This window comes from Methylobacterium sp. E-005 (assembly GCF_022829725.1).
Taxonomy (GTDB): Bacteria; Pseudomonadota; Alphaproteobacteria; order Rhizobiales; family Beijerinckiaceae; genus Methylobacterium.
In genome coordinates, this window is record NZ_JAKSYG010000209.1 from 64,180 (window position 1) to 87,933 (window position 23,754).

The 23,754-nt window shown below is 69.1% G+C and carries 25 protein-coding genes; 11 read left to right on the forward strand and 14 right to left on the reverse strand.

The window, feature by feature from the left end; all coding sequences use genetic code 11:
* Positions 1 to 9: 9 nt before the first annotated feature.
* A complete protein-coding gene (locus MKK88_RS24465) occupies positions 10 to 366 on the forward strand; it encodes a hypothetical protein (RefSeq protein WP_244004380.1) in 357 nt (118 codons plus the stop codon).
* A gap of 28 nt (positions 367 to 394) precedes the next feature.
* Here the strand turns inward: MKK88_RS24465 and MKK88_RS24470 are convergent, their stop codons facing one another.
* Entirely contained in the window at positions 395 to 664 is a 270-nt protein-coding gene (locus MKK88_RS24470; RefSeq protein WP_244004382.1) for a hypothetical protein, read from the reverse strand.
* Between the two features lie 303 nt (positions 665 to 967).
* Here MKK88_RS24470 and MKK88_RS34140 point away from each other — a divergent pair, with 303 nt between their 5' ends.
* Positions 968 to 1,135 carry a DUF2061 domain-containing protein gene (locus tag MKK88_RS34140; RefSeq protein ID WP_244004384.1) on the forward strand — a complete coding sequence of 56 codons (168 nt, stop codon included), beginning with the start codon at positions 968 to 970 and terminating at the stop codon, positions 1,133 to 1,135.
* Positions 1,136 to 1,223: 88 nt separating this feature from the next.
* On the opposite strand, the gene MKK88_RS24480 is transcribed toward MKK88_RS34140, so the two are convergent.
* From MKK88_RS24480 to MKK88_RS24510, 7 genes are all read right to left on the reverse strand, one after another.
* On the reverse strand, positions 1,224 to 1,637 hold the full coding sequence (locus MKK88_RS24480; protein WP_244004386.1) for an EF-hand domain-containing protein: 414 nt from the start codon (positions 1,635 to 1,637) through the stop codon (positions 1,224 to 1,226).
* Between the two features lie 512 nt (positions 1,638 to 2,149).
* On the reverse strand, positions 2,150 to 3,769 hold the full coding sequence (locus tag MKK88_RS24485; RefSeq protein WP_244004388.1) for an ABC transporter substrate-binding protein: 1,620 nt from the start codon (positions 3,767 to 3,769) through the stop codon (positions 2,150 to 2,152).
* A 146-nt stretch (positions 3,770 to 3,915) separates the two neighbouring features.
* On the reverse strand, positions 3,916 to 4,977 hold the full coding sequence (locus MKK88_RS24490) for an MBL fold metallo-hydrolase (protein WP_244004390.1): 1,062 nt from the start codon (positions 4,975 to 4,977) through the stop codon (positions 3,916 to 3,918).
* A gap of 61 nt (positions 4,978 to 5,038) precedes the next feature.
* Positions 5,039 to 5,275 carry a DUF6894 family protein gene (locus MKK88_RS24495; RefSeq protein ID WP_244004393.1) on the reverse strand — a complete coding sequence of 79 codons (237 nt, stop codon included), beginning with the start codon at positions 5,273 to 5,275 and terminating at the stop codon, positions 5,039 to 5,041.
* Positions 5,276 to 5,579: 304 nt separating this feature from the next.
* Complete coding sequence (locus MKK88_RS24500) at positions 5,580 to 6,617, reverse strand: Rieske 2Fe-2S domain-containing protein (protein ID WP_244004492.1); 1,038 nt, start codon at positions 6,615 to 6,617, stop codon at positions 5,580 to 5,582.
* Between the two features lie 394 nt (positions 6,618 to 7,011).
* Positions 7,012 to 7,578: an ATPase gene (locus MKK88_RS24505; protein WP_244004395.1), complete on the reverse strand. Its 567-nt coding sequence runs from the start codon at positions 7,576 to 7,578 to the stop codon at positions 7,012 to 7,014.
* 94 nt (positions 7,579 to 7,672) lie between these two features.
* On the reverse strand, positions 7,673 to 9,250 hold the full coding sequence (locus MKK88_RS24510; protein ID WP_244004397.1) for an MFS transporter: 1,578 nt from the start codon (positions 9,248 to 9,250) through the stop codon (positions 7,673 to 7,675).
* Between the two features lie 136 nt (positions 9,251 to 9,386).
* Here MKK88_RS24510 and MKK88_RS24515 point away from each other — a divergent pair, with 136 nt between their 5' ends.
* The 6 genes from MKK88_RS24515 (at position 9,387) to rimM (ending at position 13,708) form a co-directional block, all read left to right on the forward strand.
* Complete coding sequence (locus MKK88_RS24515; protein ID WP_244004399.1) at positions 9,387 to 10,322, forward strand: LysR family transcriptional regulator; 936 nt, start codon at positions 9,387 to 9,389, stop codon at positions 10,320 to 10,322.
* A 175-nt stretch (positions 10,323 to 10,497) separates the two neighbouring features.
* Positions 10,498 to 10,716 (forward strand): glutathione S-transferase, encoded by a 219-nt coding sequence (locus MKK88_RS24520; protein ID WP_160532604.1) that lies wholly within the window; start codon positions 10,498 to 10,500, stop codon positions 10,714 to 10,716.
* A gap of 17 nt (positions 10,717 to 10,733) precedes the next feature.
* Positions 10,734 to 12,308, forward strand: a complete 1,575-nt coding sequence (ffh, locus tag MKK88_RS24525) for a signal recognition particle protein (protein ID WP_244004401.1) — start codon at positions 10,734 to 10,736, stop codon at positions 12,306 to 12,308.
* On the forward strand, positions 12,305 to 12,625 hold the full coding sequence (locus MKK88_RS24530; protein WP_244004403.1) for a chorismate mutase: 321 nt from the start codon (positions 12,305 to 12,307) through the stop codon (positions 12,623 to 12,625). Before ffh ends, MKK88_RS24530 begins: the two co-directional genes overlap by 4 nt.
* A gap of 18 nt (positions 12,626 to 12,643) precedes the next feature.
* Positions 12,644 to 13,006: a 30S ribosomal protein S16 gene (gene rpsP, locus MKK88_RS24535; RefSeq protein ID WP_020092607.1), complete on the forward strand. Its 363-nt coding sequence runs from the start codon at positions 12,644 to 12,646 to the stop codon at positions 13,004 to 13,006.
* A gap of 12 nt (positions 13,007 to 13,018) precedes the next feature.
* Positions 13,019 to 13,708: a ribosome maturation factor RimM gene (gene rimM / locus MKK88_RS24540; protein ID WP_244004405.1), complete on the forward strand. Its 690-nt coding sequence runs from the start codon at positions 13,019 to 13,021 to the stop codon at positions 13,706 to 13,708.
* Between the two features lie 131 nt (positions 13,709 to 13,839).
* Here the strand turns inward: rimM and MKK88_RS24545 are convergent, their stop codons facing one another.
* The gene (locus tag MKK88_RS24545; protein ID WP_244004407.1) at positions 13,840 to 14,631 is read right to left on the reverse strand and encodes a DUF4239 domain-containing protein; all 792 of its coding nucleotides are present in this window, start codon (positions 14,629 to 14,631) and stop codon (positions 13,840 to 13,842) included.
* Between the two features lie 88 nt (positions 14,632 to 14,719).
* The gene (locus MKK88_RS24550) at positions 14,720 to 15,439 is read right to left on the reverse strand and encodes a class I SAM-dependent methyltransferase (RefSeq protein WP_244004409.1); all 720 of its coding nucleotides are present in this window, start codon (positions 15,437 to 15,439) and stop codon (positions 14,720 to 14,722) included.
* A 75-nt stretch (positions 15,440 to 15,514) separates the two neighbouring features.
* Between MKK88_RS24550 and trmD the strand changes: the two genes are divergently transcribed.
* Together trmD and MKK88_RS24560 are read left to right on the forward strand one after the other, a co-directional pair.
* A complete protein-coding gene (gene trmD / locus MKK88_RS24555) occupies positions 15,515 to 16,252 on the forward strand; it encodes a tRNA (guanosine(37)-N1)-methyltransferase TrmD (RefSeq protein WP_244004411.1) in 738 nt (245 codons plus the stop codon).
* Positions 16,253 to 16,602: 350 nt separating this feature from the next.
* Entirely contained in the window at positions 16,603 to 17,772 is a 1,170-nt protein-coding gene (locus tag MKK88_RS24560) for a phosphoserine transaminase (protein WP_244004413.1), read from the forward strand.
* Between the two features lie 239 nt (positions 17,773 to 18,011).
* On the opposite strand, the gene MKK88_RS24565 is transcribed toward MKK88_RS24560, so the two are convergent.
* The 3 genes from MKK88_RS24565 to tesB all read right to left on the reverse strand — a co-directional run bounded on the left by MKK88_RS24565 (position 18,012) and on the right by tesB (position 21,129).
* Positions 18,012 to 19,511 (reverse strand): ammonium transporter, encoded by a 1,500-nt coding sequence (locus MKK88_RS24565; RefSeq protein WP_244004415.1) that lies wholly within the window; start codon positions 19,509 to 19,511, stop codon positions 18,012 to 18,014.
* A gap of 80 nt (positions 19,512 to 19,591) precedes the next feature.
* Positions 19,592 to 19,930 carry a P-II family nitrogen regulator gene (locus MKK88_RS24570; protein ID WP_010683623.1) on the reverse strand — a complete coding sequence of 113 codons (339 nt, stop codon included), beginning with the start codon at positions 19,928 to 19,930 and terminating at the stop codon, positions 19,592 to 19,594.
* 299 nt (positions 19,931 to 20,229) lie between these two features.
* Positions 20,230 to 21,129 carry an acyl-CoA thioesterase II gene (tesB, locus tag MKK88_RS24575; RefSeq protein ID WP_244004417.1) on the reverse strand — a complete coding sequence of 300 codons (900 nt, stop codon included), beginning with the start codon at positions 21,127 to 21,129 and terminating at the stop codon, positions 20,230 to 20,232.
* A 101-nt stretch (positions 21,130 to 21,230) separates the two neighbouring features.
* On the opposite strand from tesB, the gene MKK88_RS24580 reads away from it, so the two are divergent.
* A complete protein-coding gene (locus MKK88_RS24580) occupies positions 21,231 to 22,508 on the forward strand; it encodes an FAD-dependent monooxygenase (RefSeq protein ID WP_244004419.1) in 1,278 nt (425 codons plus the stop codon).
* Positions 22,509 to 23,220: 712 nt separating this feature from the next.
* Here the strand turns inward: MKK88_RS24580 and MKK88_RS24585 are convergent.
* Positions 23,221 to 23,715, reverse strand: a complete 495-nt coding sequence (locus MKK88_RS24585; RefSeq protein ID WP_244004421.1) for a cupin domain-containing protein — start codon at positions 23,713 to 23,715, stop codon at positions 23,221 to 23,223.
* Between the last annotated feature and the right edge of the window lie 39 nt (positions 23,716 to 23,754).

The window sequence follows — 23,754 nt, forward strand, 5'->3', positions numbered from 1 at the left end:
GCGCCGGCCATGTTCGGCACGCTCGTCGCCTTCATGGTCGCGAACCCGGCGACCAGTCATGCCCTGACGGCGATCCTCGAGACCACCGGCATGGCAGCCGCCCTGATCCTGCTGCGCACCCCGCGGCCAGAGGGGACCGCCGCGCTTCTGGTCTCGACCTACTATTACGGCCGGGAGGCCGGGCAGCGCGAGCACGACATCAAGCATGCCGGCTGGGATGCCGTCCAGGCGCATCTCGGCGCCGAGTTCCTGTACGGCTGGTCCCTGCCGAACCTCCAGCAATGGGTGGCGCCGACCTGCGCGGCCTGGGCGGTCGCGGCAGCGATCTTTCTGATCCACTCCCGGATGAGACCAGTTCCTAGATAGCCGGTTTCAGATCGGCCGGCGGCCGCATTCAGGTTTGTGCGAACGGGCCGTCCGAAGGGCCAATCTCGCTTCGGTCGCCGAGGAGCCGCCGCCCCGAAGCGATGATCTGGACCGTGTCGCGGCTGCTGCACTGACGTCGCGCCAGGGCCTCCAGATCGCGCAGGTAGTCGATCACCGGGCTGCGCTGCTTCTCGCCCCGGCCAATGACCGGTTCGACCTTGGCGGTCACCGTCCCGGCGACCGTCTCCCAGAACTCGGGCGGGCAACCCGCGGGTTGTCGAATCGAAGGCTCGTGCATCGCTCGTTCCCTCCTGCCTCACAGGTTGGTTTTCGGGCGATTTACAGGGAGACGCATTCACCCATGTTGACTGCCGCAACACGATCGAGCGACCGCCCGGATGGGATCGCGCCGTGGCCATTCGCGGTCCTCGAATATCCTCACCCCCAGCCCCAAAACAGGTCGGGCCGTCGCGCGTTTGCTCAACGCGCAGATGCGGGGGGACAGATGATGGGCGATGATGTGCCGGCGAAGGATCGATCGGCTCGGCGGGACCCAACCGGACAGTATGGGGAAACCCGTCTTCGTTCGATCGCCAAGGCGGTGAGCTGGCGCGTCGTCGGCAGCCTCGACACGCTGATGTTGTCGTACCTGTTCACCGGCAACGTCCTCATCGCCGGCTCGATCGCTTCGACCGAGACCCTGACCAAGACGGCGCTGTATTATTTGCACGAGCGCGGCTGGGCTCTGGTCTCGCTGGGCCGGGCCTGAGACCTTAAGGCAGCGGCGCGTCCGAACGAGAAAGCCCCCGTGGCGAGGTCCACGGGGGCTTCGGACGTCGCGCCGTGTGCCAGCGTGCTTACTTGATCAGGGCGAGCAGGGCCTTGCCGGCCTTGGAGTTCAGCTCCTTGGCGTCCAGGGTGCCGTCGCCGTCCGGATCAGCCATCTTGAAGCGCTCGGCGACCGCCGCGAGGTACTCCTTCTTGTCGAGGGTGCCGTCGCTGTCCGGATCGGCCTGCTTCACGCCGACCTTGCTGAGACGACCCTTCAGCTCACGGGCATCGAGCGTGCCGTCGGAATCCTTCTCCAGACGGTCGAAGGTGGCGGAGGCGACGGCCTCGACTTCCTTCATGTCCACCGTACCGTCACTGTCGGTATCGATCATCTTGACGGCGCTCGCACCGCTCACGGGCTTGGCCAGCGCAGCGGGAACCGACAGGCTGGACACGGCGAGGGCCACCGCGGCGAAGCCACTGAGAACACGAAGGGTCATTGCCAAACTCTCCCGAATTGTGATGCAAATTCTTCCTAGGCGGCGATTCGCTTTGCTGCAAGTGCGAAATCAGCAGGCTGTGGATCTTCGGGAGACCCTGACAGCATCGTCCATGTGAAAAGGGGCCGGCGGATGCCGACCCCTCCTGTCTTGAACAATCCTCACTCGGCTGTCGGCGGTCCGAAACAATCGCCGCAACCGCGGCGGACGATTGGCCGGTCATCGTCGTAGGCCCCGTCGCGCCGATCTTCCTCGCGCCGATCTTGCTCGCGCCGGAAATCCCGCCCCCGCTGGCCGCGGGAGCGCAGGTCCACGCTGGCGCCATCCGGCCCGAGATCGTTGCGCTGCGCCGTTGCGGGAACGACGCTCGCGCGGGAGGCGGCCAGGACGGCGCCGACAGGCAGGGTCGTCCTGGAACACGCCTTGGTGCGTTGACGTCGCACCACGTGCTCGCGGGGATCGTGCCCCGGACATTCCAATCCTGCCGGCCTTGCCCGGGCTATCCGGTGCGCTCAGGCCAGTGTCGCGAGATCCTGGAACCAGTGCTGGGCCTGCACATAACTCTTCACCCGCGGCGACAGGGCGTGCGGGTTGGTATCGTGTACCACCCAGACCTGGACGGCATCGTCGACGACGATCTCGTGGATGCGCGCCAGCAGCCTGTTCTGTTCATCGGTGTCCAGGCTGGCCTTCACCTTGTCGCAAAGGGCATCGACCTCCGGATTGCGATAATGGCTCCAGTTCACCCCGTTCGGGGCGATCTGCTTCGAATCATAGAAGCGCAGGATCGCGTAGAACGGGTCCGAGGTGACGTAGGCGATGTTGCCGGCGCTGATCCCCTTGAGGCTCGGGTCGGCCGCGCCCTGGCGCCAAGCCGTGTAGGCGACCTCCAGTTCGACCGTCTTGAACTCGACCTGGATGCCGATCTCGGCCCAGCTCTGCTGCACGTACTCGTTGATCGGCAGCGACAGCATCTGCCCGGTGCCGCCGGTCGGGATCAGGACCGTGGCCTTGACCGGGTTCTTTACCGAGAAGCCCGCTTCCTCGACCAGCTTGCGGGCTGCCTCGACGTCGGTCTTGATCTGGAAGGTCGGCTTGCCGAACCAGGGGCTCGACTGCTGGACCTGTCCCACGGCCGGCTGCGCCAAGCCGCCCATCAGCTCGACGACGCCGGCCCGGTCGATCGCCAGGTTGGCCGCCTTGCGCAGGCGCAGGTCCCGCCAGGGCGAGCCTTCCAGCATCGACAGGTGGTAGTTCCAGACATGCGGCGTGTCGTTGCCGACGACGCGCATGCCGGCGGCCTTCAGGCGCGGAACGGCATCGGGCGCGGGCGCCTCGATCAGGTCGACCGTGCCGGAGAGCAGCGCATTCACCCGGGCGAGATCCTCGGGCACGCAGGTGAGCGTGAGCTTGGCGAGCTTCGGCACCCGCTTGGGGTTCCAGTATCCGACGTTGGGCAGGAGTTCGAGGCGCACCCGCGGGACCAGCTGGCCCATGCGGAACGGCCCGGTGCCCGAGGGCTCGAAGGCGAATTTCGCCCAGTCGCGACCGACTTTCTCGTATTGCGCGGGCGAGGAGATCAGGAACCAGAGCATCTGGTAGGGGAACAGGCTGTCGGGCGACTTGGTGGTCACCTGGACGGTCTTGGCGTCGAGCTTCTTGTAGCTCGCGACGCCGGGCAGGCGTGGGCGCACCTGGGCGGCCTGCCGCTGGTCGAAATGCGGCGCCTCCTTGTTGAGCACCTTGTCGAAATTCCAGATCACCGCGTCGGCGTCGAAGGCCGAGCCGTCGTGGAAGGTCACGCCCTCCCGCAGGTGGAAGGTCCAGACCTTCGGATCGGCGGCGTTGGCCTCCCAGGAGGTTGCGAGGCCGGGGATCATCTTGCCGGGCCGGTCGGCCACGTCGAGTTCCCAGGCGACCAGCGGGTCGTAAAGGGTCAGGCCAGTGAACTGGTAGCCACCGGCGCCCCGGTCCGGCTGACCGGTGGTGAGCGGCAGGTCGGTCATCGAGATGCCGTAGGTCAGGCTACCGGGCGTCCCGCCCTGCGCGCCGGCCCGGCCCGGGGCTCCGAAGGCGGCCAGTGCCGCCCCTCCCACCATCAGCGAGCGGCGTGTCGGCTTGATCAGGTCCATCGTGTCTCTCGGCTGGAAGCGGATGCGCCGCATGGAGCGGCGCCCGCTCGCCAGGCGCGACGGCGTTCTCAGCGCCACGACCCCATGCTGCATACAGTATCATGCACGCATCATGCCCAATCGGACGGCAGTTGGACGGTCCGCCCTCAGGCCTGCCAGATCTGCCCGGGCCTGAGGGCGAGGAACCGCTCCGGCGCAAGACCGGAAGCCCCCAGCGCCGCATTCAGCGCCTCGACGGGGCGCTCGATCCCCTCGTCGGTGAGCTGGAACGTGCCCCAATGATGCCCGAGTCCCTGCTCGGCGCCGAGCAGGCGGAAGGCCTGCACGGCTTCAGCGGGGTCGACATGCTGCGCGCGCATGAACCAGCGCGGCTCGTAGGCGCCGATCGGCAGGGTCGCCAGCCGGGGCGGCCCGAATTGGGCGCGGATGTCCCGGAACAGCGATCCGTCGCCGAAGCCGGTATCGCCGACGTGGTAGTGCACGCCCCGGGGCGAGGTGATCACGAAGGCGCACCACAGGGCCATCCGCCGGTCCCGGACGCCCCGGGCCGACCAATGGTTGGCCGGTGTGAGGTGAACCTGCAGCCCGTCGCCGAGATCGACGGACTCGCCCCAGTCGCGGGTCTCGACATGCATCGTGTCGTCGTAGCCGCGCAGGATCGCGTCGTTGCCGAGCGGCGCCACGATCAGCGGCTGATGCGCCTGCCAGATCCGCGCGACGGCCGGCCCGTCGAGATGGTCGTAATGGTTGTGGGTAATCAGCACCGCATCGATCGGCGGCAGGTCGGCAAAGGCGATGCCCGGCGGGTTGACGCGTTTCGGCCCCGCGATGCGGACCGGGCTCGCGCGCTTGGCAAAGACCGGATCGATCAGGATGTTGCGGCCTGCGACCTGTACGAGGTAGCTCGCGTGGCCGATCAGCACGACCCGCAGCCCCCCGACGCGCTCGGGCGGGCGATCCGCCGGGAACGGGCTCGGGAAGCTCTTAGGCCATGGCTCCCGCGCGCGCTTGGCCTGCCAGCGGAGCACGTCGGGCAGCGATTTGTCGGTCGCTTGGTCCGGCAGGAAGAAGCGCAGCCCGTCGAAATGGTCCGAGGTGGGCCCGCGATAATAGGGATTTCGGCCGCGCCGATGGGCGGCATAGCCGACGCCGCCGAGCGTCATGACCGTGGCCGCACTCGCGACCGTGAGCAGGCTGCGCCGTTTCATGTCCCCCGAGATGGCGGGTGGCACGCTCCGGTCAAGTTCCCCGGCCTTGCGGCGGCAAGCCTCACTCCACCGCCTCAGCGGCCAGGGACAGCCGCGCCCGGTAGACGATCTTGCCGACGCCGTCGCGCACGCAGGCGACGTAATCCTGGCGCTCGACATCCGGCAGCATGTCGCGGGCGATCGCCGACATGATCCGGGTGACCTTGGCGCGGGCGGCCGGCAGATCCGGCAGCTCGAAGCCGACATCGTCGCGGATCGGCTGCGAGCCGTCGTGAAGATCGATGAAGAAGCGAGGCATCGGCGCGAAGTGTCTCGGAGAGAGGTACTGCGTTGGTATGATTGCTCTAGTCATGGTTAATAGGAACTTAATTTCGGGATGGATCAGTTGCTTCGCCGGCTTGATCCGCCGCCCAGGACCTGTGCGGTCCCTCTTCCTGTCCGCAAGTCTCACGCCCTCGGAACGGCTACCGGCTTCACCTTGAGCCTGCCGCCGACCCCATGGAGACAACAGGCATTTCCCCGCGCAGCACGGGGGCGGACAGAGCGCCTCGGCACGCGAAGTGTGAAGATCGTAGCCCGCCTGCCGCAGCCGAGCCGCAGGCTCAGGACCGCCAGCGCAATTCCCGTCGCTCCAGCGGGTTCAGGAACGGCCGCCCGTCCCGGGCCGATTCCAGCGCCTCGCGCTTCAGGCGGAAGTACCACTGCGAGGGCAGGTCGCCCTGGCCGAACAGCACCATGGTGGGCTTGCGGTCGAGGCCGTCCTGCGCGTGCTGCAGCACCTGCTGGTCCTGGGTCAGGAACTGCCGCATCAGCGGCCGCGCGACGGGCTTGAGCAGGTTCAGCGCCGGCATGCTCCAATAGAGGGCGTTGGTGAGCAGCGTCCGGTCCGGCGTCAGCGGGGTCGCGAAGGTGTAGTTCGCGACCCGCTTCGCGCCCGCCCGGATCCGCTCCAGCCGGATGCCTGGCAGACGGAACTCGATCTCGACTTCCGGCACGCCGCCGAGCAGCCGGTAGACCGGGGAACTCGTGGTGGTGGCGTGGCTCGTCATGACGAAGCCGTGGGGGACCGGCTGGAAGGTCTTCACCTTCTCGCGGAGCTGCTTCGAGGGTCGGAACCACCACGAATCGTGGACGAAGGCGACGTGGCCGGGATCCACGAGGCTCAAGGTGGTCAGATCGAACGAGGCCTCGACCACGAGTTCTACCACCACGGAGCCGGCGGGCGTGAAATCGAGCTCCGGCAGGGTGGGGACATCGCCGCCGGCCGGGCCGAGATGGGGGTTCACCCAGAGGAAGCCGGCGCTCTCGCGGATGGGGAAGCGCTGGACCTGGATGCGCGAGAAATCGGCGGCATCGTGCTCCGAGAGGGTCGGCACATCGCGGCAGCGCCCGTCCGTGCCGAAGCGCCAGCCGTGGAACGGGCACATCAGGCTGTCGCCGTCGAACCGGCCCTTGGACAGGGCCATACCGCGGTGGGGGCACCGGTCACGCAGGGCGAAGGGGGTTCCGTCCGGGGCGCGGCCGAGCACGATCTGCTCGCCGTTCAGTTCCACGGCGCGGAGGCCCGTCTTACCGCCAGCCTTACCGAGGCTGCGGGACTGGCCGACGCAGTACCACGCATCCCCGAGCGGCTGGCGCATCGCGTCGGGATCGAGGGCGGCCTCGTCGGCGGGGCGCGGCGGGTTGGTGAAGGGCGCGTTCAAGGCGGCTCGGGCTTCGGACGGGATGCCCCGTCATACGCCCGGCGGCCGATGCGCGAAAGCGCCGGTCCGGGGAGGACAAACGGGCGCAGGCCCGGGGCTTCACAAGCCGGCTCGCACCGCCTACCTTCGCTTCACCCGCAACGAACGAAAGGAGGTGATCCAGTGTCTCATTGTCATCAGCCGTGTGTCTCGGCTCATCGGACCTGGACCGTCGCCTCCGGCGCGTCGCTCTAAGACGCGTCAGAGACCCGATTTCGGGACAGTTCCGCCGGACGACACGGTTCGGCAATGGAAGGGCCACCCACTCGGGTGGCCCTTCGACGTTTCAGGGTCAGCGCTTCTGCATCTGGAACAGGGGCTGGGCCAAAGCCTCGGTCCGGGCGCGCCATAGGTCGCGCTCCTCGCGCAGGGCGTCGCGCTCGCTTGACAGGGCGGAACGCTCGACCGCGGCCCGCTCGCGCTCGGCCTGCATCGCCTCGCGCTCCGCTTTGACGCGCTCGCGCTCCGCGCGGATCTCCGCCTGCTCCGCCCGCAACTCGTCGAGGGAGCCGATCTCGTCCTGGATATGCGCGCGCAAGGTGCGGATCTCCTCGGCGAGGATCGCCTGCAGCTCGTCCTGACGGTCGGCCTCCAGGCGGAGCTTCGCCTTCAGCATCAGGTTCTCGGCCATCAGCTCGGAGATGTCGGCATCCTCGGGCTCGGCCGCCTGTGACGGTCCGGCGGGCGCCACCACCCGCGGCGACCACGCGGTCTCGGCGGCGCCATGACCGGCCTTCGGCTCGCGACGGGCGGCCTCAGCCGGGCTGTGGGTCTTCATCGCCGAGAGCCAGTCCCGGAGCGGCCCCGGCGCGGGGCGGCTGCCGGACTCGGACGGCAGGGAGCGGGCGGGTTCCGACATGGGCGGCGTCCTGAACGAAATTGCTTCGCAGACAATCCGATCATGCTTAACGATCGGTAAAGGAGGCGGCCGGGATCCGCCCGGCGCCGTCGAGTCAGGCCGAGGTCGGCGCGTCGCCGCCGAGGCCTCTGTCACTGCGCCCGTCTCGGCTTGGTCCGGTCGCTGCCGCAGTTCCGGTCTCTCCCATCCCGAGGGACAGGAAGACCACCAGGGCGGTGAGGGCCGTGATGCCCGCCAGCGCGACGAGAAGCCAACCGAAGGCCGCGCCGTAGAGGGCGGTCAGCCGCCCCGCATCGGCGGCCGGAAGGACGTGGAGCGCGCCGCCGAGATCCCCGCCGGCCAGACGTTGCGCCGCCGGGACGATCTGCCCAGGCAGTCCGGCCGCATCGATCTGACGGGCGATCAGCATGGACAGGGCCGCTCCCACCACCGCGAGCGCCACGCCCTCGCCGGCGACGCGGACGGTCGAGAAGATGCCGGTCGCCATGCCGGCCCGCTCCTTCGGCACGACGCTGACCGCCAACCCGTCCATCAGCCCCCAGGGCAGGCCGATCCCGGTGCCGATCAGCAGCATCGGCAAAGCCGTAGCGAGCGGGGCTGCGCCGACGGGCGTCAGGGCCAGCCAGAGCAGGCCCGCCGCCGAGAGCAGGAGGCCGACGCCGCAGATCGTGGCGGGGCGGAACCGGCGGGTCAGCGCCCCCGCCACGACGGGGATGACCAGAAGCGGGGCCGAGAGGGCGACCATCAGGCCACCCGCCGCCACCTCGCTGAAACCCTCGATGCCGACGAAGCGCAGCGGCAGGAGGATGAGGAGCACGACGAAGCCGTAGGCCGGCGCCGCCGCCAGAAGCTGGACGCCGACGAAGCGCGGATAGCGGAACAGGGCGAGGTCGAGCATCGGACGGTCGACCCGGCGTTCCGTGGCCACGAACACGGCGAGGCAGAGCAGCGATCCGGCCAGGCAGCCGAGAACGGCGGGGTCGTCCCAGCCCCGGCCGGGGACGAGCAGCATGCCGCAGGTCAAGAGGGACAGCATCGCGGTGAAGCTCAGGGCTCCGGCCCAATCGAGCCCGGAAGCCTGCGGATCGCGGCTCTCGCGCAGGGCGCGCAGGCCCAGGAGGCTGGCCAGCGTCGTCAGGGCGACGACGGCGAGGAAGATGCTGCGCCAGCCGAACGCCTCGATCATCAGGCCGGACGCGATCGGGCCCAGCGAGAGGCCGGCCCCGAAGCTCGTGCCGATGACGCTGAAGGCGCGCAGCCGCGCCCGTCCCTCGAAATCCTGGGCCAGGGCGGCGGATCCGCCGGCATAGGCGGCGGCCGCCGCAAAGCCCTGGCCACCGCGCAGGAGATCGAAGGCCAGCATCGTCGGCGCGAACACCAGGGCGAGGGAGACCAGCGCGAACGCCATGGTGCCGGCCAGGAACACGCGCCGGCGCCCGAAGGTATCGGCGAGCGCACCGGCCACCAGCAGCGTCGAGCCGAAGGTCAGCATGAAGGCGTTGGTCGCCCAGGCCAGGGCGACGGGGCCGCCCTCCAGGCTGCGGCCGACGGTCGGCAGGGCGACGGCTGTGCCCGTGAAGGTCAGCGGCATCGCCGCGGCGGCGAGGCAGACCGCAAGGAGGGCAAGCGGCTTCGTGGCGCCGCCGTGCGGCGCCGGGTGAGGTCGGGTCATGGGGGATGGGTCCGAGCGTCAGTTTCGGAGCGTCACCGTCGATCCGGCGCGCCATCCAGTCTATTCAGGCTCGAATGGCTGATAAGGCCGAGCCGGTTCCGGACACTTCGGAACGGGACGCTCGAATGGAGCCGCGATGGATCGGTTGACGGGCCTCTCGGCCTTCGTGCGGACGGCCGATCTCGGCAGCTTCGTCGCCGCGGGCCGCATCCTCGGCCTCTCGCCCTCGGCGGTCGGCAAGGCGGTGACCAAGCTGGAGAACCAGCTCGGGGTCCGGCTCTTCCAGCGCTCGACCCGCAGCCTGCGGCTGACCGAGGAGGGGCGCGCCTTCCACGAACGCTGCCGCCGCATCCTCGACGACCTCGACGATGCCCATGCCGGGATCCTGCAGACCCGCGGGGCGCCGCGGGGGCGGGTCCGGATGTCCTGCCCGATCGTGGCCTACCACCTGCTGCTGCCGGTGCTGCCGGATTTCATGGCGCGCTATCCGGAGATCGAGCTCGATCTCGATTTCTCGGATCGGATCGCCGACCTCATCGAGGAAGGCGTCGATGTCGCGATCCGGAGCGGCCCGCTGCCGGACAGCCGGATCATGGTGCGGACCCTGCGGCCGTTCCGGCTGCTGCTCTGCGCGGCGCCGGCCTACCTTGCGCGCTTCGGCATCCCGAAAGACCCGCGGGACCTCGCTGGCCATCGCAGCATCGGCTTCCGGTATCCCAATTCCGGGAAGGTCCAGGTCTGGCCCCTGCCCGGGGCCGGTGACGCAGCCGGGCCGGATATCCACCACGCGATCGTCTGCAACAACATGGAGGCGTTGCACGGGGCGGTCCTGTCGGGCCTCGGGATCGGCTGCATGCCCGATTTCCTGGCCGCCGCCGCGCTGCGGGCGGGGCGTCTGGTGCCGGTGCTCCTCGACCATCTCGACGCCCCGGGCCAGTTCAACCTGATCTGGCCGTCGAGCCGGCACCTTTCCCCCAAAGTACGGGTCACCGTCGATTTCATCGCGGAGCGGTTGTTCTCCGACGATTGCCACGTCCCCTGCTCTGCGCAGCCGCATCGACCCGAAAATTGACTTTCTTTGCCAGCGCGGCTACGCCCCGCGCTCCCGATCCGAAGCAGATCGTCCAATGCCAAGCCGACCGGTCCCGTGAGACCGGAGGTCAACGCCCGACAGCGCGTCTGCGCCCTCGGGCGCGATGGGTGTTGGCCAATCCGCCACGACGGGCCCCGCCGGCCGAGGCACCCGCATGACGCCAGATCAGCAAACGTTGAAGATCGAGGACGCGATCAACGAGACCTGCCCGTGGTCGGGCAAGCCGATCTCGGCCGACTCGCTGACCCTCTACAACGGCGCCGTGGTGGGCTTCTGCAACCCGGAGTGCCGGGACAAATTCGCCAAGGCCCTGCGCAGCTTCGAGGCCGCCCTCCAGGCGCGCCGCGTCGAGCGCGCCGGGCTCGAACAGTAAGCGCGGGGCGTCAGAGCATGTTCGAAGGCCTGTCCGACCGCCTGTCCGGCATCCTCTCGGGGCTCACCCGCCGGGGTGCGCTGACCGAGGCCGACGTCACCGCCGCCATGCGTGAGGTGCGCCGCGCCCTGCTGGAGGCCGACGTCGCCCTCGAGGTCGTGCGCGGCTTCACCGACAAGGTGAAGGAGAAGGCGGTCGGCGCCGTCGTGCTCAAGTCGGTGACGCCCGGCCAGATGGTCGTGAAGATCGTCAACGACGAGCTGGTCGCCATGCTCGGCACCGATGCCGAGACCATCGACCTCAACGCCCCCGCCCCGGTGCCGATCCTGATGGTCGGCCTGCAGGGCTCGGGTAAGACCACCACCACCGCCAAGATCGCCCGGCGCCTCTCCGACCGCGAGAAGCGCAAGGTGCTGCTCGCCTCCCTCGACACCCGCCGCCCGGCCGCCATGGAGCAGCTCGCGGTGCTGGCCAAGCAGGTGGGCGTCGAGTCGCTGCCGATCATCGCCGGCCAGTCGGCGGTGCAGATCGCCAAGCGCGCCATGGATGCCGCCCGTCTCGGCGGCTTCGACGTGGTGATGCTCGACACCGCCGGTCGCACCACGGTGGACGAGGGCCTGATGGCCGAGGCCGCTGAGGTGAAGGCCGCGACGAAGCCCCACGAGGTGCTGCTCGTCGCCGACGCCCTCACCGGCCAGGACGCGGTCAACACCGCCCGCGCCTTCGACCAGCGGCTCGGCGTCACCGGCATCGTGCTGACCCGCATGGACGGCGATTCCCGCGGCGGCGCGGCGCTCTCCATGCGCGCCGTCACCGGCAAGCCGATCAAGCTCGTCGGCACCGGCGAGAAGGTCGACGCGCTGGAGGAGTTCCACCCGTCCCGCGTCGCCAACCGCATCCTCGGCATGGGCGACATCGTCTCGCTCGTCGAGAAGGCCGCCGAGACCATCGACCACGAGCAGGCGCTCCGCACCGCGGAGAAGATGCGCAAGGGCAAGTTCGATCTCGAGGACTTGTCGATGCAGCTCGGCCAGATGGAGAAGATGGGCGGCATCGGCGGCCTGATGGGCATGCTGCCCGGCATGGGCGCGATCAAGAAGCAGGTCGAGGGCGCCAACCTCGACGAGAAGATGTTCAGGCGTCAGCGCGCCATCATCTCGTCGATGACCCCGCAGGAGCGGAAGAACCCGGATCTCCTCAAGAACTCCCGCAAGAAGCGCATCGCGGCGGGTGCGGGCGTCGACGTCTCGGAGATCAACAAGCTCCTGAAGATGCACCGGACCATGGCCGACATGATGAAGGCGATGGGCTCGGGCAAGCGCGGGATCGGGCAGGCGCTCGGCTCGATGTTCGGCCTTGGCGGTGGTGGGATGGGCGGGATGCCGGGCGGCATGCCCGGCCTTCCCCCCGGCATGCCGGAGCCGACGCCGGAACAGATCGCGCAGATCGAGAAGCAGTTCGGCGGCAAGCTGCCGCCGATGCCGCCGGGCCTGGGCGGCGGGGGCGGCATGCCGAAGCTTCCCGGTCTTCCGGGCCTCGGCGGTCCGAAGCTGCCGGGCCTCGGTGGGTTCATGCCGGGGAAGAAGAAATGAACGTGCTCGCGGCGCAGGCCGTCGATCCCGAACTCGCGCGCCTGCGCGACAGCATCGACAACTTCGATGCCGCGCTGATCCATCTTCTCGCCGAGCGCTTCCGCTGCACGCAGCGGGTCGGCGAGCTCAAGGCCCGAAAGGGGATCCCCCCTTCCGATCCGGACCGGGAGGCCCGTCAGGTCGCCCGGCTCCGCAAGCTCGCGGTCGAAGCCAAGCTCGACCCCGATTTCGCCGAGAAGTTTTTGGCCTTCGTGGTCAAGGAAGTCATTCGGCACCACCAATCGATCAAAGCAGATCACGATTCCAAGATCGATTAATCGCGAAAGTAGCAAACAATGGCCCTCAAGATCCGTCTCACCCGCGGCGGCGCCAAGAAGCGCCCCTACTACCGCATCGTCGTCGCTGACGCCCGCGCCCCGCGCGACGGCCGCTTCATCGACAAGGTCGGCGCCTACGACCCGATGAAGGCCAAGGATGATCCGGCCCGCATCGTGCTCGACAACGAGAAGATCCAGAGCTGGCTCGCCAAGGGCGCGCAGCCGACCGACCGCGTCCTGCGCTTCCTCGACCAGGCCGGCCTCGCCAAGCGTCCGACCCGCAACAACCCGCAGAAGGCCGAGCCGGGCGAGAAGGCCAAGGAGCGGGCCGCCAAGCGCGCCGAGAAGGCCGCCGCCCCCGCCGAGGACGCGGCCGCTTAAGGCGCGCGTATCATGGCGCGCCGCCCCGCAGGTCCCTCCCCCCGCGACGGCGGCCGCCGGGGCCGCTTGAACGCGGCGGTCGGCGCGATCGCGCCCGACGCCGCGACCTCGCCCAAGGCGCCGGCTCCGAAGCCGGCGCCTCCCCCGACCGACCCGAACCTCGTCCTGATGGGCGAGTTCGGGCGGGCGCACGGGCTCAACGGCGAAATCCGCCTGAAATCCTACACCGCTGAACCGAAAGCGATCGCTACCTACGGCACCCTGCTGACCGCGGACGGCCGCAGCCTGACGCTGGCCGAGGTGCGCCCCGCCCCGGGCACGTCCCCCGATATGCTGATCGCCCGGGTAAAGGGCGTGTCCGGCCGGTCGGCCGCCGAGGCGCTGAACCGGGTTGCCCTCTATGTCCCCCGTGACCACTTGGCAGCCCCCGAGGACGAGGACGAGGTCTACGCAGCCGACCTGATCGGCGCCACGGCTTTGGACGAAGCCGGCACCGTCATCGGGACGGTTGTCGCCGTGCCGAATTACGGGGGCGGCGATCTTCTGGAACTGCGCCCGCCGGGCGGCGGCGCCACCGCGCTCCTGCCCTTCACCAAGGCATTCGTGCCGGTGCTCGACATGGCGCAGCGGCGGGTCACGATCGTCCCCCCGGAGGATCTGTTCGCACCGCCGGGCGAGAAGCCGGCTGACGATCCGGGTTGAACGTTCCAGGCTGGACGACGCCGCGGCTTCGCCCTCCGACCCTGCGATTCCCCCCATCCTGAGGTCCCCGCGCCAGCGGGCACGTCAGGATGGGGGAATGGTTTGGAACATTGGCCGAACCGAAAGGACGCCTATGGCGCTGGCACCGCCACCGCGGCCCGGGCGATGACCAGCGGCTCCGCGCTCATCGCCAGCGGCCCGTCGAAGGGGCGCTCGTGCAGGGCGATCAGCCCGAGGGTGGTCACCATCGCCAGCGAAAAGGTTGTCAGAACCGTCGCCTGGGCGGCCCGGCTCTCCGTGTGGACAAGGCCCAGAGCCACCAGGGTCAGCGCCGCCAGGATCAGCAGGGTTAGCCATTTGGTGCCGTCGCTGGCGGTCTGGCTCAGCGCCAGCCGGTCGCCGCGGTCGCCCCGCAACGCCATGGCGGCGTTGAGAAGTGCGGCATGGGTCGGCGCCCCCGCCTCCGCGGTGATCTTCGGATCGGACACGGTCTCCAGAAGCTTTCGCAGATTGGCTCCGGCCTCCGGAGCGTAGCCGCCCTCGCTCATCCGGGGCCATTCCCGCTCGATCACCGCGTCGAGATAGGCGACGAGGGCCGCCCGGATGTTCCGCATGTCGGAGGCCGAGGCGAGGCTGAGATCGTAGACCGCCAGGGCGTCGGCGCGCTCGGCCTGAAGGGCGCGGGAGGCCGAACGCTGACGCTCCCAGGCATCGTTGGCCACGAAGCCGGTCAGCAGGGCCAGCAATGTTGCGAGCGCCGTGAAGTAGGTGGGTACCATGCCGGCATTGAGGCGACGCATCATTGGGCGCGTCCCGCGCAGATGCGACAGTCCGTACAGCATTGCGCTGAGGACGCCGAACAGCAGAGCCAGCACCCCGAAGATCGCCCAAAGCGGTTGATCGAGCCAGAGTCCGAGAAGCATGCGGCGGCCTGCATGGTGGGCGACGGGGCCACGATGCTGACAACCTTGGGCTGAGAAAGCGTGAAGGTCGCCGGCGGCTCGGCTCGCCCTACCGCCGGCTCGCCCCATCCCGGCAGGGGCGGATCGTCCCCGGCGCCGGGCGCCGATCTGGAGCGGGCGCCGTGAACACCGCCAGATAGGCCCCGTCCTTCAGCGGATGGAACCCGGTCTCCCGATACCCGGCGGCCGTGAGTTCGCAGCGCAGGAGCGCCGGAGGCGTGCCGTGGCGGGAGGGGATGTCGTCGGCATCGACGATGCCGACGCGGCCGCCGGGCCGCATCGCCGGCGCGAGGTTGTAGAGCAGGCCGAAGGGTTGGGTGATCTCGTGGTACATGTGCACGAGGATCGCCGCGTCCACGGAATTCGGCGGCAGGCGTGGGTCGTGCGGCTCGCCCCGCACCACGGTGACGTTGGCGAGCCCCTTCACACGGGTCTCCAGGGCGGCGAGGTAATCCGGGGTGACGTCCTCGGCGAGCACCCGGCCGCTCGCCCCGACCAGGGGGCTCAGCCGCACCACGTAGTAGCCGCTGCCGGCCCCGATATCCGCGACCGTCTCGTCGGGCTTGAACCCCATCCCCCGGGCGACCGCGGCGAATTCGCCGGCCTTGTCGCGCGCGGACTCGGAGGACCAGCGGGGCGCCACGATCTCGGCGACCGGCCGGTCGGGCTTCGGGAAGGCGTCGGCCGGGGCACCGGGGGGTGCCAGCGGCTCGGCCGCGCGGGCCGGCCCGGCGAGGAGGACGGCGAGAAGGGCCAGGATCCGGATCATGGCGGGTAACACCGGGCAGGCCCGATCGGTGCCGGCGGCGTTGACCGTGCCGCACCCCACGCGCGATCAAGCGCCATGACGCGCACCGACACGCCCTGGCGGGCCACCATCCTCACGCTCTACCCGGAGATGTTTCCCGGCCCCCTCGGAATCTCGCTCTCGGGCGACGCCCTCGCCCGGGGCACCTGGAGTCTGGAGACGCGCAACATCCGCGAGCACGGAATCGGCCGTCACCGGGCGGTGGACGACACCCCGGCCGGGGGCGGCGCCGGGATGGTCCTGCGCTGCGACGTCCTGGCCGCCGCCATCGACGCCGCCGGCCAAGCCGACGACCCGCGCCCGCGCCTGCTGATGTCTCCCCGCGGCCGGCCGCTGACCCAGAGACGGGTGCGCAGCCTCGCGGAAGGTCCCGGCGCGCTGATCGTCTGCGGCCGGTTCGAGGGGGTGGACGAGCGTGTGATCGCCGGGCGCAACCTGGAGGAGGTCTCGATCGGTGATTATGTGCTCTCGGGGGGCGAGATCGCCGCCCTGGTGGTGCTCGACGCCTGCGTGCGGCTCCTGCCCGGCGTGATGGGCAAGACGGAATCGGGCGTGGAGGAGAGCTTTGAGGGCGGCCTCCTCGAATACCCGCACTATACGCGGCCCCGGGACTGGGAGGGCCGCGCGATCCCCGACGTGCTCTCCGGCGGCAACCATGCGGCCATCGCCCGCTGGCGGCGGGCGAAGGCCGAGCGCCTCACCGCCGAGCGGCGGCCGGACCTCCCCGGCGCTCAGGCCGCCTCCAAGTCGATCACCGGACCGTCCCGGTCATAATCCAGCGGATCGCGTTGCAGGGCCTGCCGCGCCGGTCGGCGCAGGCGGCTCGGGAGCGCGATATGGGCCGTTAAGGCCCCAATCACCACAAGCAGAGCAGACCAGACCGCCACTATCGCGGCGCTGTGCATAGTCATCGATGTACCTCAAACGCTACGCGGCACAGCATTAAGCCTAACGGGCCAGGCTTAATCGACTGTTCCCTGCGGCGGGAGAGCCTGTCCCGGCCGGGGCCACCCCGCGAAGATTGCAACGCTGACAAGCGCTTGCCAGGCGGCCGGTTTCGGCGCATGCGCGAGGCCGGGTGCTCTTCCCCGCTGAGGAGCGCCCCTCTGCAGGATGGATTCGCGATGACCAGCCGCCCCACGCAGCGCCCGCGCGTGCCCCATTTCTCCTCCGGCCCCTGCGCCAAGCGCCCGGGCTGGACCCCCGCCGTCCTGGCCGACGCAGCCCTCGGCCGGTCGCATCGGTCGCCCGTGGGCAAGGCCAAGCTCGGCCGGGCGATCGACCTGACGCGCTCCGTTCTGCAGGTGCCCGCCGAGTACCGGATCGGCATCGTGCCGGCCTCCGATACCGGCGCCGTCGAGATGGCGATGTGGACGATGCTCGGCCCGAAAACCGTCGAGGTCGCCGCCTGGGAGGCGTTCGGCAAGGAATGGGTCACGGACGCGCTGAAGCAGCTCAAGATCGATCCGCGCATCCACCAGACGCCCTACGGCGTGCTGCCGGACCTCTCGGCGGTCGACACCCGGCACAACGACGTGGTCTTCACCTGGAACGGCACCGCAGCCGGCGTGAAGGTACCGGACGGCGACTGGATCGCCGCCGATCGCGAGGGTTTGACGATCTGCGACGCCACTTCGGCGGCCTTCGCTCAAGCCCTCCCCTGGGACAAGCTCGATGTCGTGACCTTCTCCTGGCAGAAGGTCATGGGCGGCGAGGCCGCGCACGGCATGCTGATCCTCTCGCCCCGCGCCGTGGCGCGGCTGGAGAGCCACACCCCGTCCTGGCCGCTGCCGAAGGTGTTTCGCCTGACCAAGGACGGGAAGCTGATCGAGGGCATCTTCAAGGGCGACACGATCAACACGCCCTCGATGCTGGCGGTGGAGGATTACCTCGACACCCTGGCCTGGGCCGAGGGGATCGGCGGCCTGTCGGCTTTGCACGCCCGGGCGGATGCCAACGCCAAGGCGATCTACGACTGGGTGGCCCGCACCCCTTGGATCGCGCCGCTGGCGGTCGATCCCGCGACCTACTCGAACACCGGCGTCTGCCTGGTGCTCGCCGATCCGGATGTGCTCGCCCGGGGCGACGCGGCGGTCTCGGCCTTCGCGGCGGGGCTCGTCGCGCGGCTCGAGCGCGAGGGCGTCGCCATCGATATCGGCGCCTATCGCGACGCCCCCGCGGGCCTGCGGATCTGGTGCGGCGCCACCGTGGAGACCGCCGATCTGGAGGCGCTGACGCCCTGGCTCGACTGGGCTTTCGCGGAAGAGAAGGCGGCGCTGGCGCAGGCCGCGTGAGGGGCGGCCGTCTGTTCAGTCGGCGACCAAATCCTCGCCGTCCTTGCGAGCGCAGCGAAGCAATCCAGGGCGGCGCACCACTTGCGATCGTAGCGCTTTCTTGGGTCGCTTCCATGGGTCGCTTCGCGGCGCTCGCGATGACGGCCGGAGGAGGAGCGTCATAAAAAAAACCCCGGCCCTTTCGAGCCGGGGTTTTCTCGTTTGACGGACGCGGTCCCGAAGGACCGCGCCATACACGCTCAGTAGTTGTAGGCGCGCTCGCCGTGATCGGCGATGTCGAGGCCCTCGCGCTCCTCCTCCTGCGTCACCCGCAGGCCGATCGTCAGGTCGACGAGCTTGTAGAGGATCGCCGAGCCGATGCCCGACCAGAGGAGCGTCAGGCCAACGGCCTCGGCCTGGATGATGAGCTGGCTCATCATGTCGTAGGCACCGACCGCCAGCTCGCCCGGCTTGGAGGTGTAGTCGGGGATGCCGACGCCGCCGAGATTCGGGTCGACCAGGATGCCGGTCGCCAGGGCGCCCAGGATGCCGCCGATGCAGTGGACGCCGAACACGTCGAGCGAGTCGTCGTAGCCGAGGGCGTTCTTCACCGTGGAGCACATCACGAAGCAGACAACGCCGGCGACGAGGCCGAGCACGATCGAGCCCATCGGGCCGGCGAAGCCCGAAGCCGGGGTGACGGCCACGAGGCCGGCGACCGCGCCCGACAGCATGCCGAGCAGCGACGGCTTGCCCTTGAGCGCCCACTCGGCGAACAGCCACGCCACCGCGGCGGCGCAGGTCGCCACGAAGGTGTTGAGCATGGCGAGCGCGGCCGTGCCGTTGGACTCGAGGTTCGAGCCGGCGTTGAAGCCGAACCAGCCGACCCACAGCAGCGAGGCGCCGATCATCGTCATGGTCAGGGAGTGCGGGGCGAGCAGGTCCCGGCCGTAGCCGATGCGCTTGCCCATGATCAGGCAGCCGACGAAGCCCGCGATTCCGGCGTTGATGTGCACGACGGTGCCGCCGGCGAAGTCGAGGGCGCCCTTCTGGAAGAGGAAGCCGGCATCCTTGTTGACCGCGTCCAGCGCCGCCTGGGCGGTGGCCTTCGAGGCGTCGTCCGTGGCGGCAGCGAGCGCCTTGGCGGCATTGCCGACCGCGTCCGGGCCGCCCCAGTACCAGACCATATGGGCCATCGGGAAGTAGATCACCGTGACCCAGAGGATCGTGAACACCACCAGAGCCGAGAACTTCATCCGCTCGGCGAAGGCGCCGACGATCAGCGCCGGGGTGATCATCGCGAACGTCATCTGGAAGCACAGATAGGCGTATTCGGGGATCACGACGCCGTTGGAGAAGGTCGCCACCGTTGAGTTGGCGTCGATGCCCTTCAGGAAGGCCTTCGAGAAGCCGCCCACGAAGTCGTTGAGGCCGGCGCCGTTGGTGAAGGCGAGGCTGTAGCCGTAGAACACCCAGAGCAGGCCGACGATCGACACGATCGCGAAGACCTGGGTCAACACCGAGAGCATGTTCTTGGTGCGCACGAGGCCGCCGTAGAACAGGGCGAGGCCCGGCACCGACATCATCAACACGAGGGCCGAGGAGATCATCATCCAGGCCGTATCGCCCTTGTTGGGGATCGGCGACGGCGGCGGCGAGGCGGCTTCCGCCGTCGGCGTCTGCGCGAGGGACGGCTCGATCAGGAGGGCGGCGATCGCCGCCCCTCCCAAGCTGAGCATGAGGGCATGACGAAGTTTCATGGGCACGTGGCTCCGGGTCTCAAATCCGTGTTGCTTGAAAAGGTGTTCGATGCGCTGGCCCGGTCGCGCCGGGCCGCGGCTCACAGAGCGTCGGCGTCGGTCTCGCCGGTCCGGATGCGCACGGCTTTCTCCAGCGGCATCACGAAGATCTTGCCGTCGCCGATCTGGCCTGTGCGGGCCGCCCCCGCGATGGCGTCGATGACGCTCGACGTCAGGTCCGAGGCAACGGCCACCTCGATCTTCAGCTTGGGCAGGAAGCTCACCGCGTATTCCGCGCCGCGGTAGATCTCGGTGTGGCCCTTCTGCCGGCCATACCCCTTCACCTCCGTCACCGTCAGACCGTGGACGCCGATTCCGGTGAGCGCGTCGCGCACCTCCTCGAGCTTGAACGGCTTGATAATGGCCATCACGATTTTCATGGGCGACGCCCCCTTCGAAAGACTGGGAACCGTTGCCGTCACCCGATCCGCGGGCGACCCGGCCAGAGTCGCCCGCAGGCTCGGGATGGCCCGCGGTCGAAGGCCGCTATTCAAGGACCGTGCCAGATAAGCTTAACCGGGAACCTTTTCCTGCAGCGCTGATTTGCCCATGAATTGACCCCCGACGATCAAGAGGCGCGCACATTACAGGGCTTAGGTGCCCTCAATCTGTGCATTCTGCACAAGAAGATGCATCAAGCCCTGTTGCAGGTTCGCAACATACGCTTGAGATCGCCGTTTTAATCCCTGATGGGTCGAATCAAACCCTCCTGGGCCACAGAGGCTACGAGGTGACCGGCTTGATCGAAGATCTGCCCACGGGCGAAGCCCCGTGCGCCACCGGCGGCCGGACTGTCCTGGGCATAAAGCAGCCAGTCGTCGATCTTCACCGGCCGATGGAACCACACGGCGTGGTCGAGGCTCGCCGCCTGGATGGTGGGATCGAACACCGAGCGCTCATGCGGGATCAGCGACACGTCGAGCAGAGTCATGTCGGAGGCGTAAGCCAGCACTGCCCTGTGGAGAGCCGGGTCGTCCGGCAGGGTGGCGGCCGCACGCAGCCACACGTTGAAGATCGGCTCCGGCGGCCGGCCGCCCTTCCCGGCGGAGATGTAGCGGTCCAGATCGACCGGCCGCAGGGTGATCGGCCGCTCGCGGCCGAAATAGGCGGCGATCGCCTCCGGCATGCCGCTGCCGCCGGCGGCCGCCAAGGCCTTGCCGTCGAGGAGCCCCTCCGGGCCGGCCACGCCCGGCATCGTGGGCTGGTGGATGAGCCCCTCCTCCACCACCTGATACGAGACCGTGGTGGCGAAGATCGCCCGTCCGTGCTGGATCGCCTTGACCCGGCGGGTGGTGAAGCTGCGCCCGTCCCGGATGCGCTCTACCTCGTACACGATCGGCGTGCGGGGATCGCCCGGCAGCATGAAGTAGGCGTGGAGGGAATGGGCGGGACGATCGTCCGGCACGGTCCGGGTGGCAGCGACCAGAGCCTGTGCCACCACCTGCCCGCCGAAGACCCGCCGCCAGCCGGTCGTCGGGTTCTGGCCGCGGAACAGATCGACCTCCAGCCGTTCGAGGTCGAGAATGGCGATCAGTTCGGCGACAGCATCCGTCATCGCGTCGGTGTTGGCATCCGTCATGGCGCGCGGGGTTTCCGTTCGTTGCCCGCGTGCGACATAGGCCTTTCGGACGAACCAAGCCAACGTCTCCCGCCCGGGAGGCAAACCGGAGATCTGCCCCGATGATGGCCGAGACGCCCCGCCCCGGCAGCCGCCGACTCCTGATCGCCGGGGGCGGCCTCCCCAGCCTCGCCCTGGCGCTGGCCCTCAAGCAGGCCCACGGGCCAGCGCTCGCCGTCACGGTGATCGATCCGTCCGGTGCCGATCCCGCACGGCATCGCGGTCGGGCCTACGCGCTGGCGGCGGGGGGCCGGCGGATGCTGGCGCGGCTCGGCCTCTGGGATCGGCTTACCGATGTGGCGGAGCCCATCACCGAAATGGTGATCAGCGACAGCCGCCTCGCCGATCCGGTGCGCCCGGTGTTTCTCACCTTCGGCCAAGACTCCGCGCAGGAGGCAGAGGCGGACCGGATCGACGGCGAGCCTTTCGCCCACATGGTCGAGGCCGAGCCGCTGGCTGCGGCGCTGGCAGGAGCTTGCCGGGATGTGGGGGTGGGCTTCGTCACGGCCGGTGTGGTGCGCGCGGCGCCGGAGGGCACCGCAATCGGCGTGGAGCTGACCATCGGGGGGCGACTGCGGGGCGATCTGCTGGTCGCCGCCGACGGGGCGCGCTCACGTCTGCGGGAGGCGGCGCGGATCGGATGGGTCGGCTGGTCCTACCCGCAGGTCGGCATCGTGGCGACGATCGGCCACGCCCGGCCGCACGGTGGGCGGGCCTTCGAGCATTTCCTGCCCGCGGGCCCCTTCGCAATCCTGCCGCTGCGGGACGGCGGAACCCTTGGCCATCGCTCCTCCATCGTCTGGACCGAGCGCGCCGACGCCGCCGATGCGCTGCTTGCCGGGGAGCCCGAAGAGGTGCTGGCCGAGATCGAGCGCCGCTTCACCCTCGACCTGGGTGCGCTCGCCCTGGAACACGGGCCGAGCCGGCATCCCCTGGCCTTGGGTCTCGCACGAAGCTTCCACGCCCAGCGCCTCGCCCTGCTGGGCGATGCAGCCCACGTAATCCACCCGATCGCCGGACAGGGGCTCAATCTCGGCCTCGCGGATGCCGCATCCCTCGCCGAGGCGGTGACCGGTGCGCTGCGCCTCGGTCTCGACCCCGGCGGCCCCGATGTCCTGCGCGATTACGAGCGCGCCCGGCGCTTCGACAGCTTCGCCATGGCGGCGGCCACCGACGGGCTGAACCGCCTGTTCTCGAACGACGCCCTGCCGCTGCGATTGGCCCGGGATCTCGGCCTCGGGATCGTGGACCGACTGCCGGGGCTCAAGCGCTTCTTCATCGGCGAGGCGGCGGCAGCCCGTGGAACGCGGCCCCGGTTGATGCGCGGGGAGGCGCTCTGAGGGTCTGTGCCCATCGGCTTGGCCGGAGCGGTGACCGAGAGGGGTGGATTTAGGTCCGTCTGCCTGTGAGCGACAATATCCCGAAGGCGGACGTCGCTAGGGCGACTGCTTGCGCCTTGTTTTGAGGGCTCTATTCCGAATGGTGACAAACAGCGTCAACTCGATTTCCGGACGGATCAATTAGAAAAGCTGCGTAATAGGACGGATGGTAGTCGGGTCGTAGGCCGGGGGCTCCGTTATCGGTGCCTCCGTTTGTTAGCCCAGCCTTCCAGAAGGCATCGACTGCCAAGCGATCGGGTGCCTTAAAACACCAGTGCCGACCTGGAGCATCTTCAGTCAATGGACCGCGCCGAATTGATGAATAAATCCTGTCTGGATGATCCGCGTCGCATCTCAACCCATATCCAATCCATCCTTCGGATTGATCTGAGCCAACCTTCGATACGCCAAGGGGCTTTAGCGTCGCGTCATAGAAGGCCTCAGCGGCAGAACAATCAGCGACGGCAATAGAAACATGATCTAACACGATGATAGACCCACTTTGCATTCTCGTTGTCGCGGCACAGCCGGGGATCGTTTGCCACCGGCCGCCCAGAAACATGGTTGATTCTGTTAAAATCTATCATGAACCGCGCGTCCGAGTAGGGTCGAGAACAACCACCTCACGCGCAAGCTGATCGGGTTCACACCGACGACGGAGACGACCCGAGCCTCAACCGGCGACGAGCGCGCGAGCCCGGCGCATCCAGCGCAGCGAGGCCTCGACCAGCGGGGGCTCGCGATGCTTGAGGATTGCCGATTTCAGGAGAGTCTTGGGCACCTCCCACAGCTGGACCGACCCGACCGGGAAATGCGCGACATCGCCCGGGGTCAGGTGGTGCCGTTTGCCATCGGCCTCGGTGATGAAGACGTCGCCGTCGAGGATCGTGATGATCTCGTCGCTATGATGGGTCCAGCGGAACGTGCTTGCCGTGGTGCGCCAGAGATAGACGTTTGCGCTCCCGTCATGGGTCTCCGAGACCTCCGCGACCTCGGTGACGGGGTTGCCCGAGACGACCCAGTCCGACGGGATCGGCGCCGGGCTGAAGGCGGCGACCCCGGGCCGCATCGCGGTGCCGGCAATCGGGCGCCTGCCCTCGTGCAGGCGGATCTCCGCGTAGGCGCTGGCGGCGGCCAGGAGCAGGGCGGCGGCGAGGATCCTCTTCACGGTCAGCTCCAGCAGGCGGCGGACAGTGCCCGCTCGATG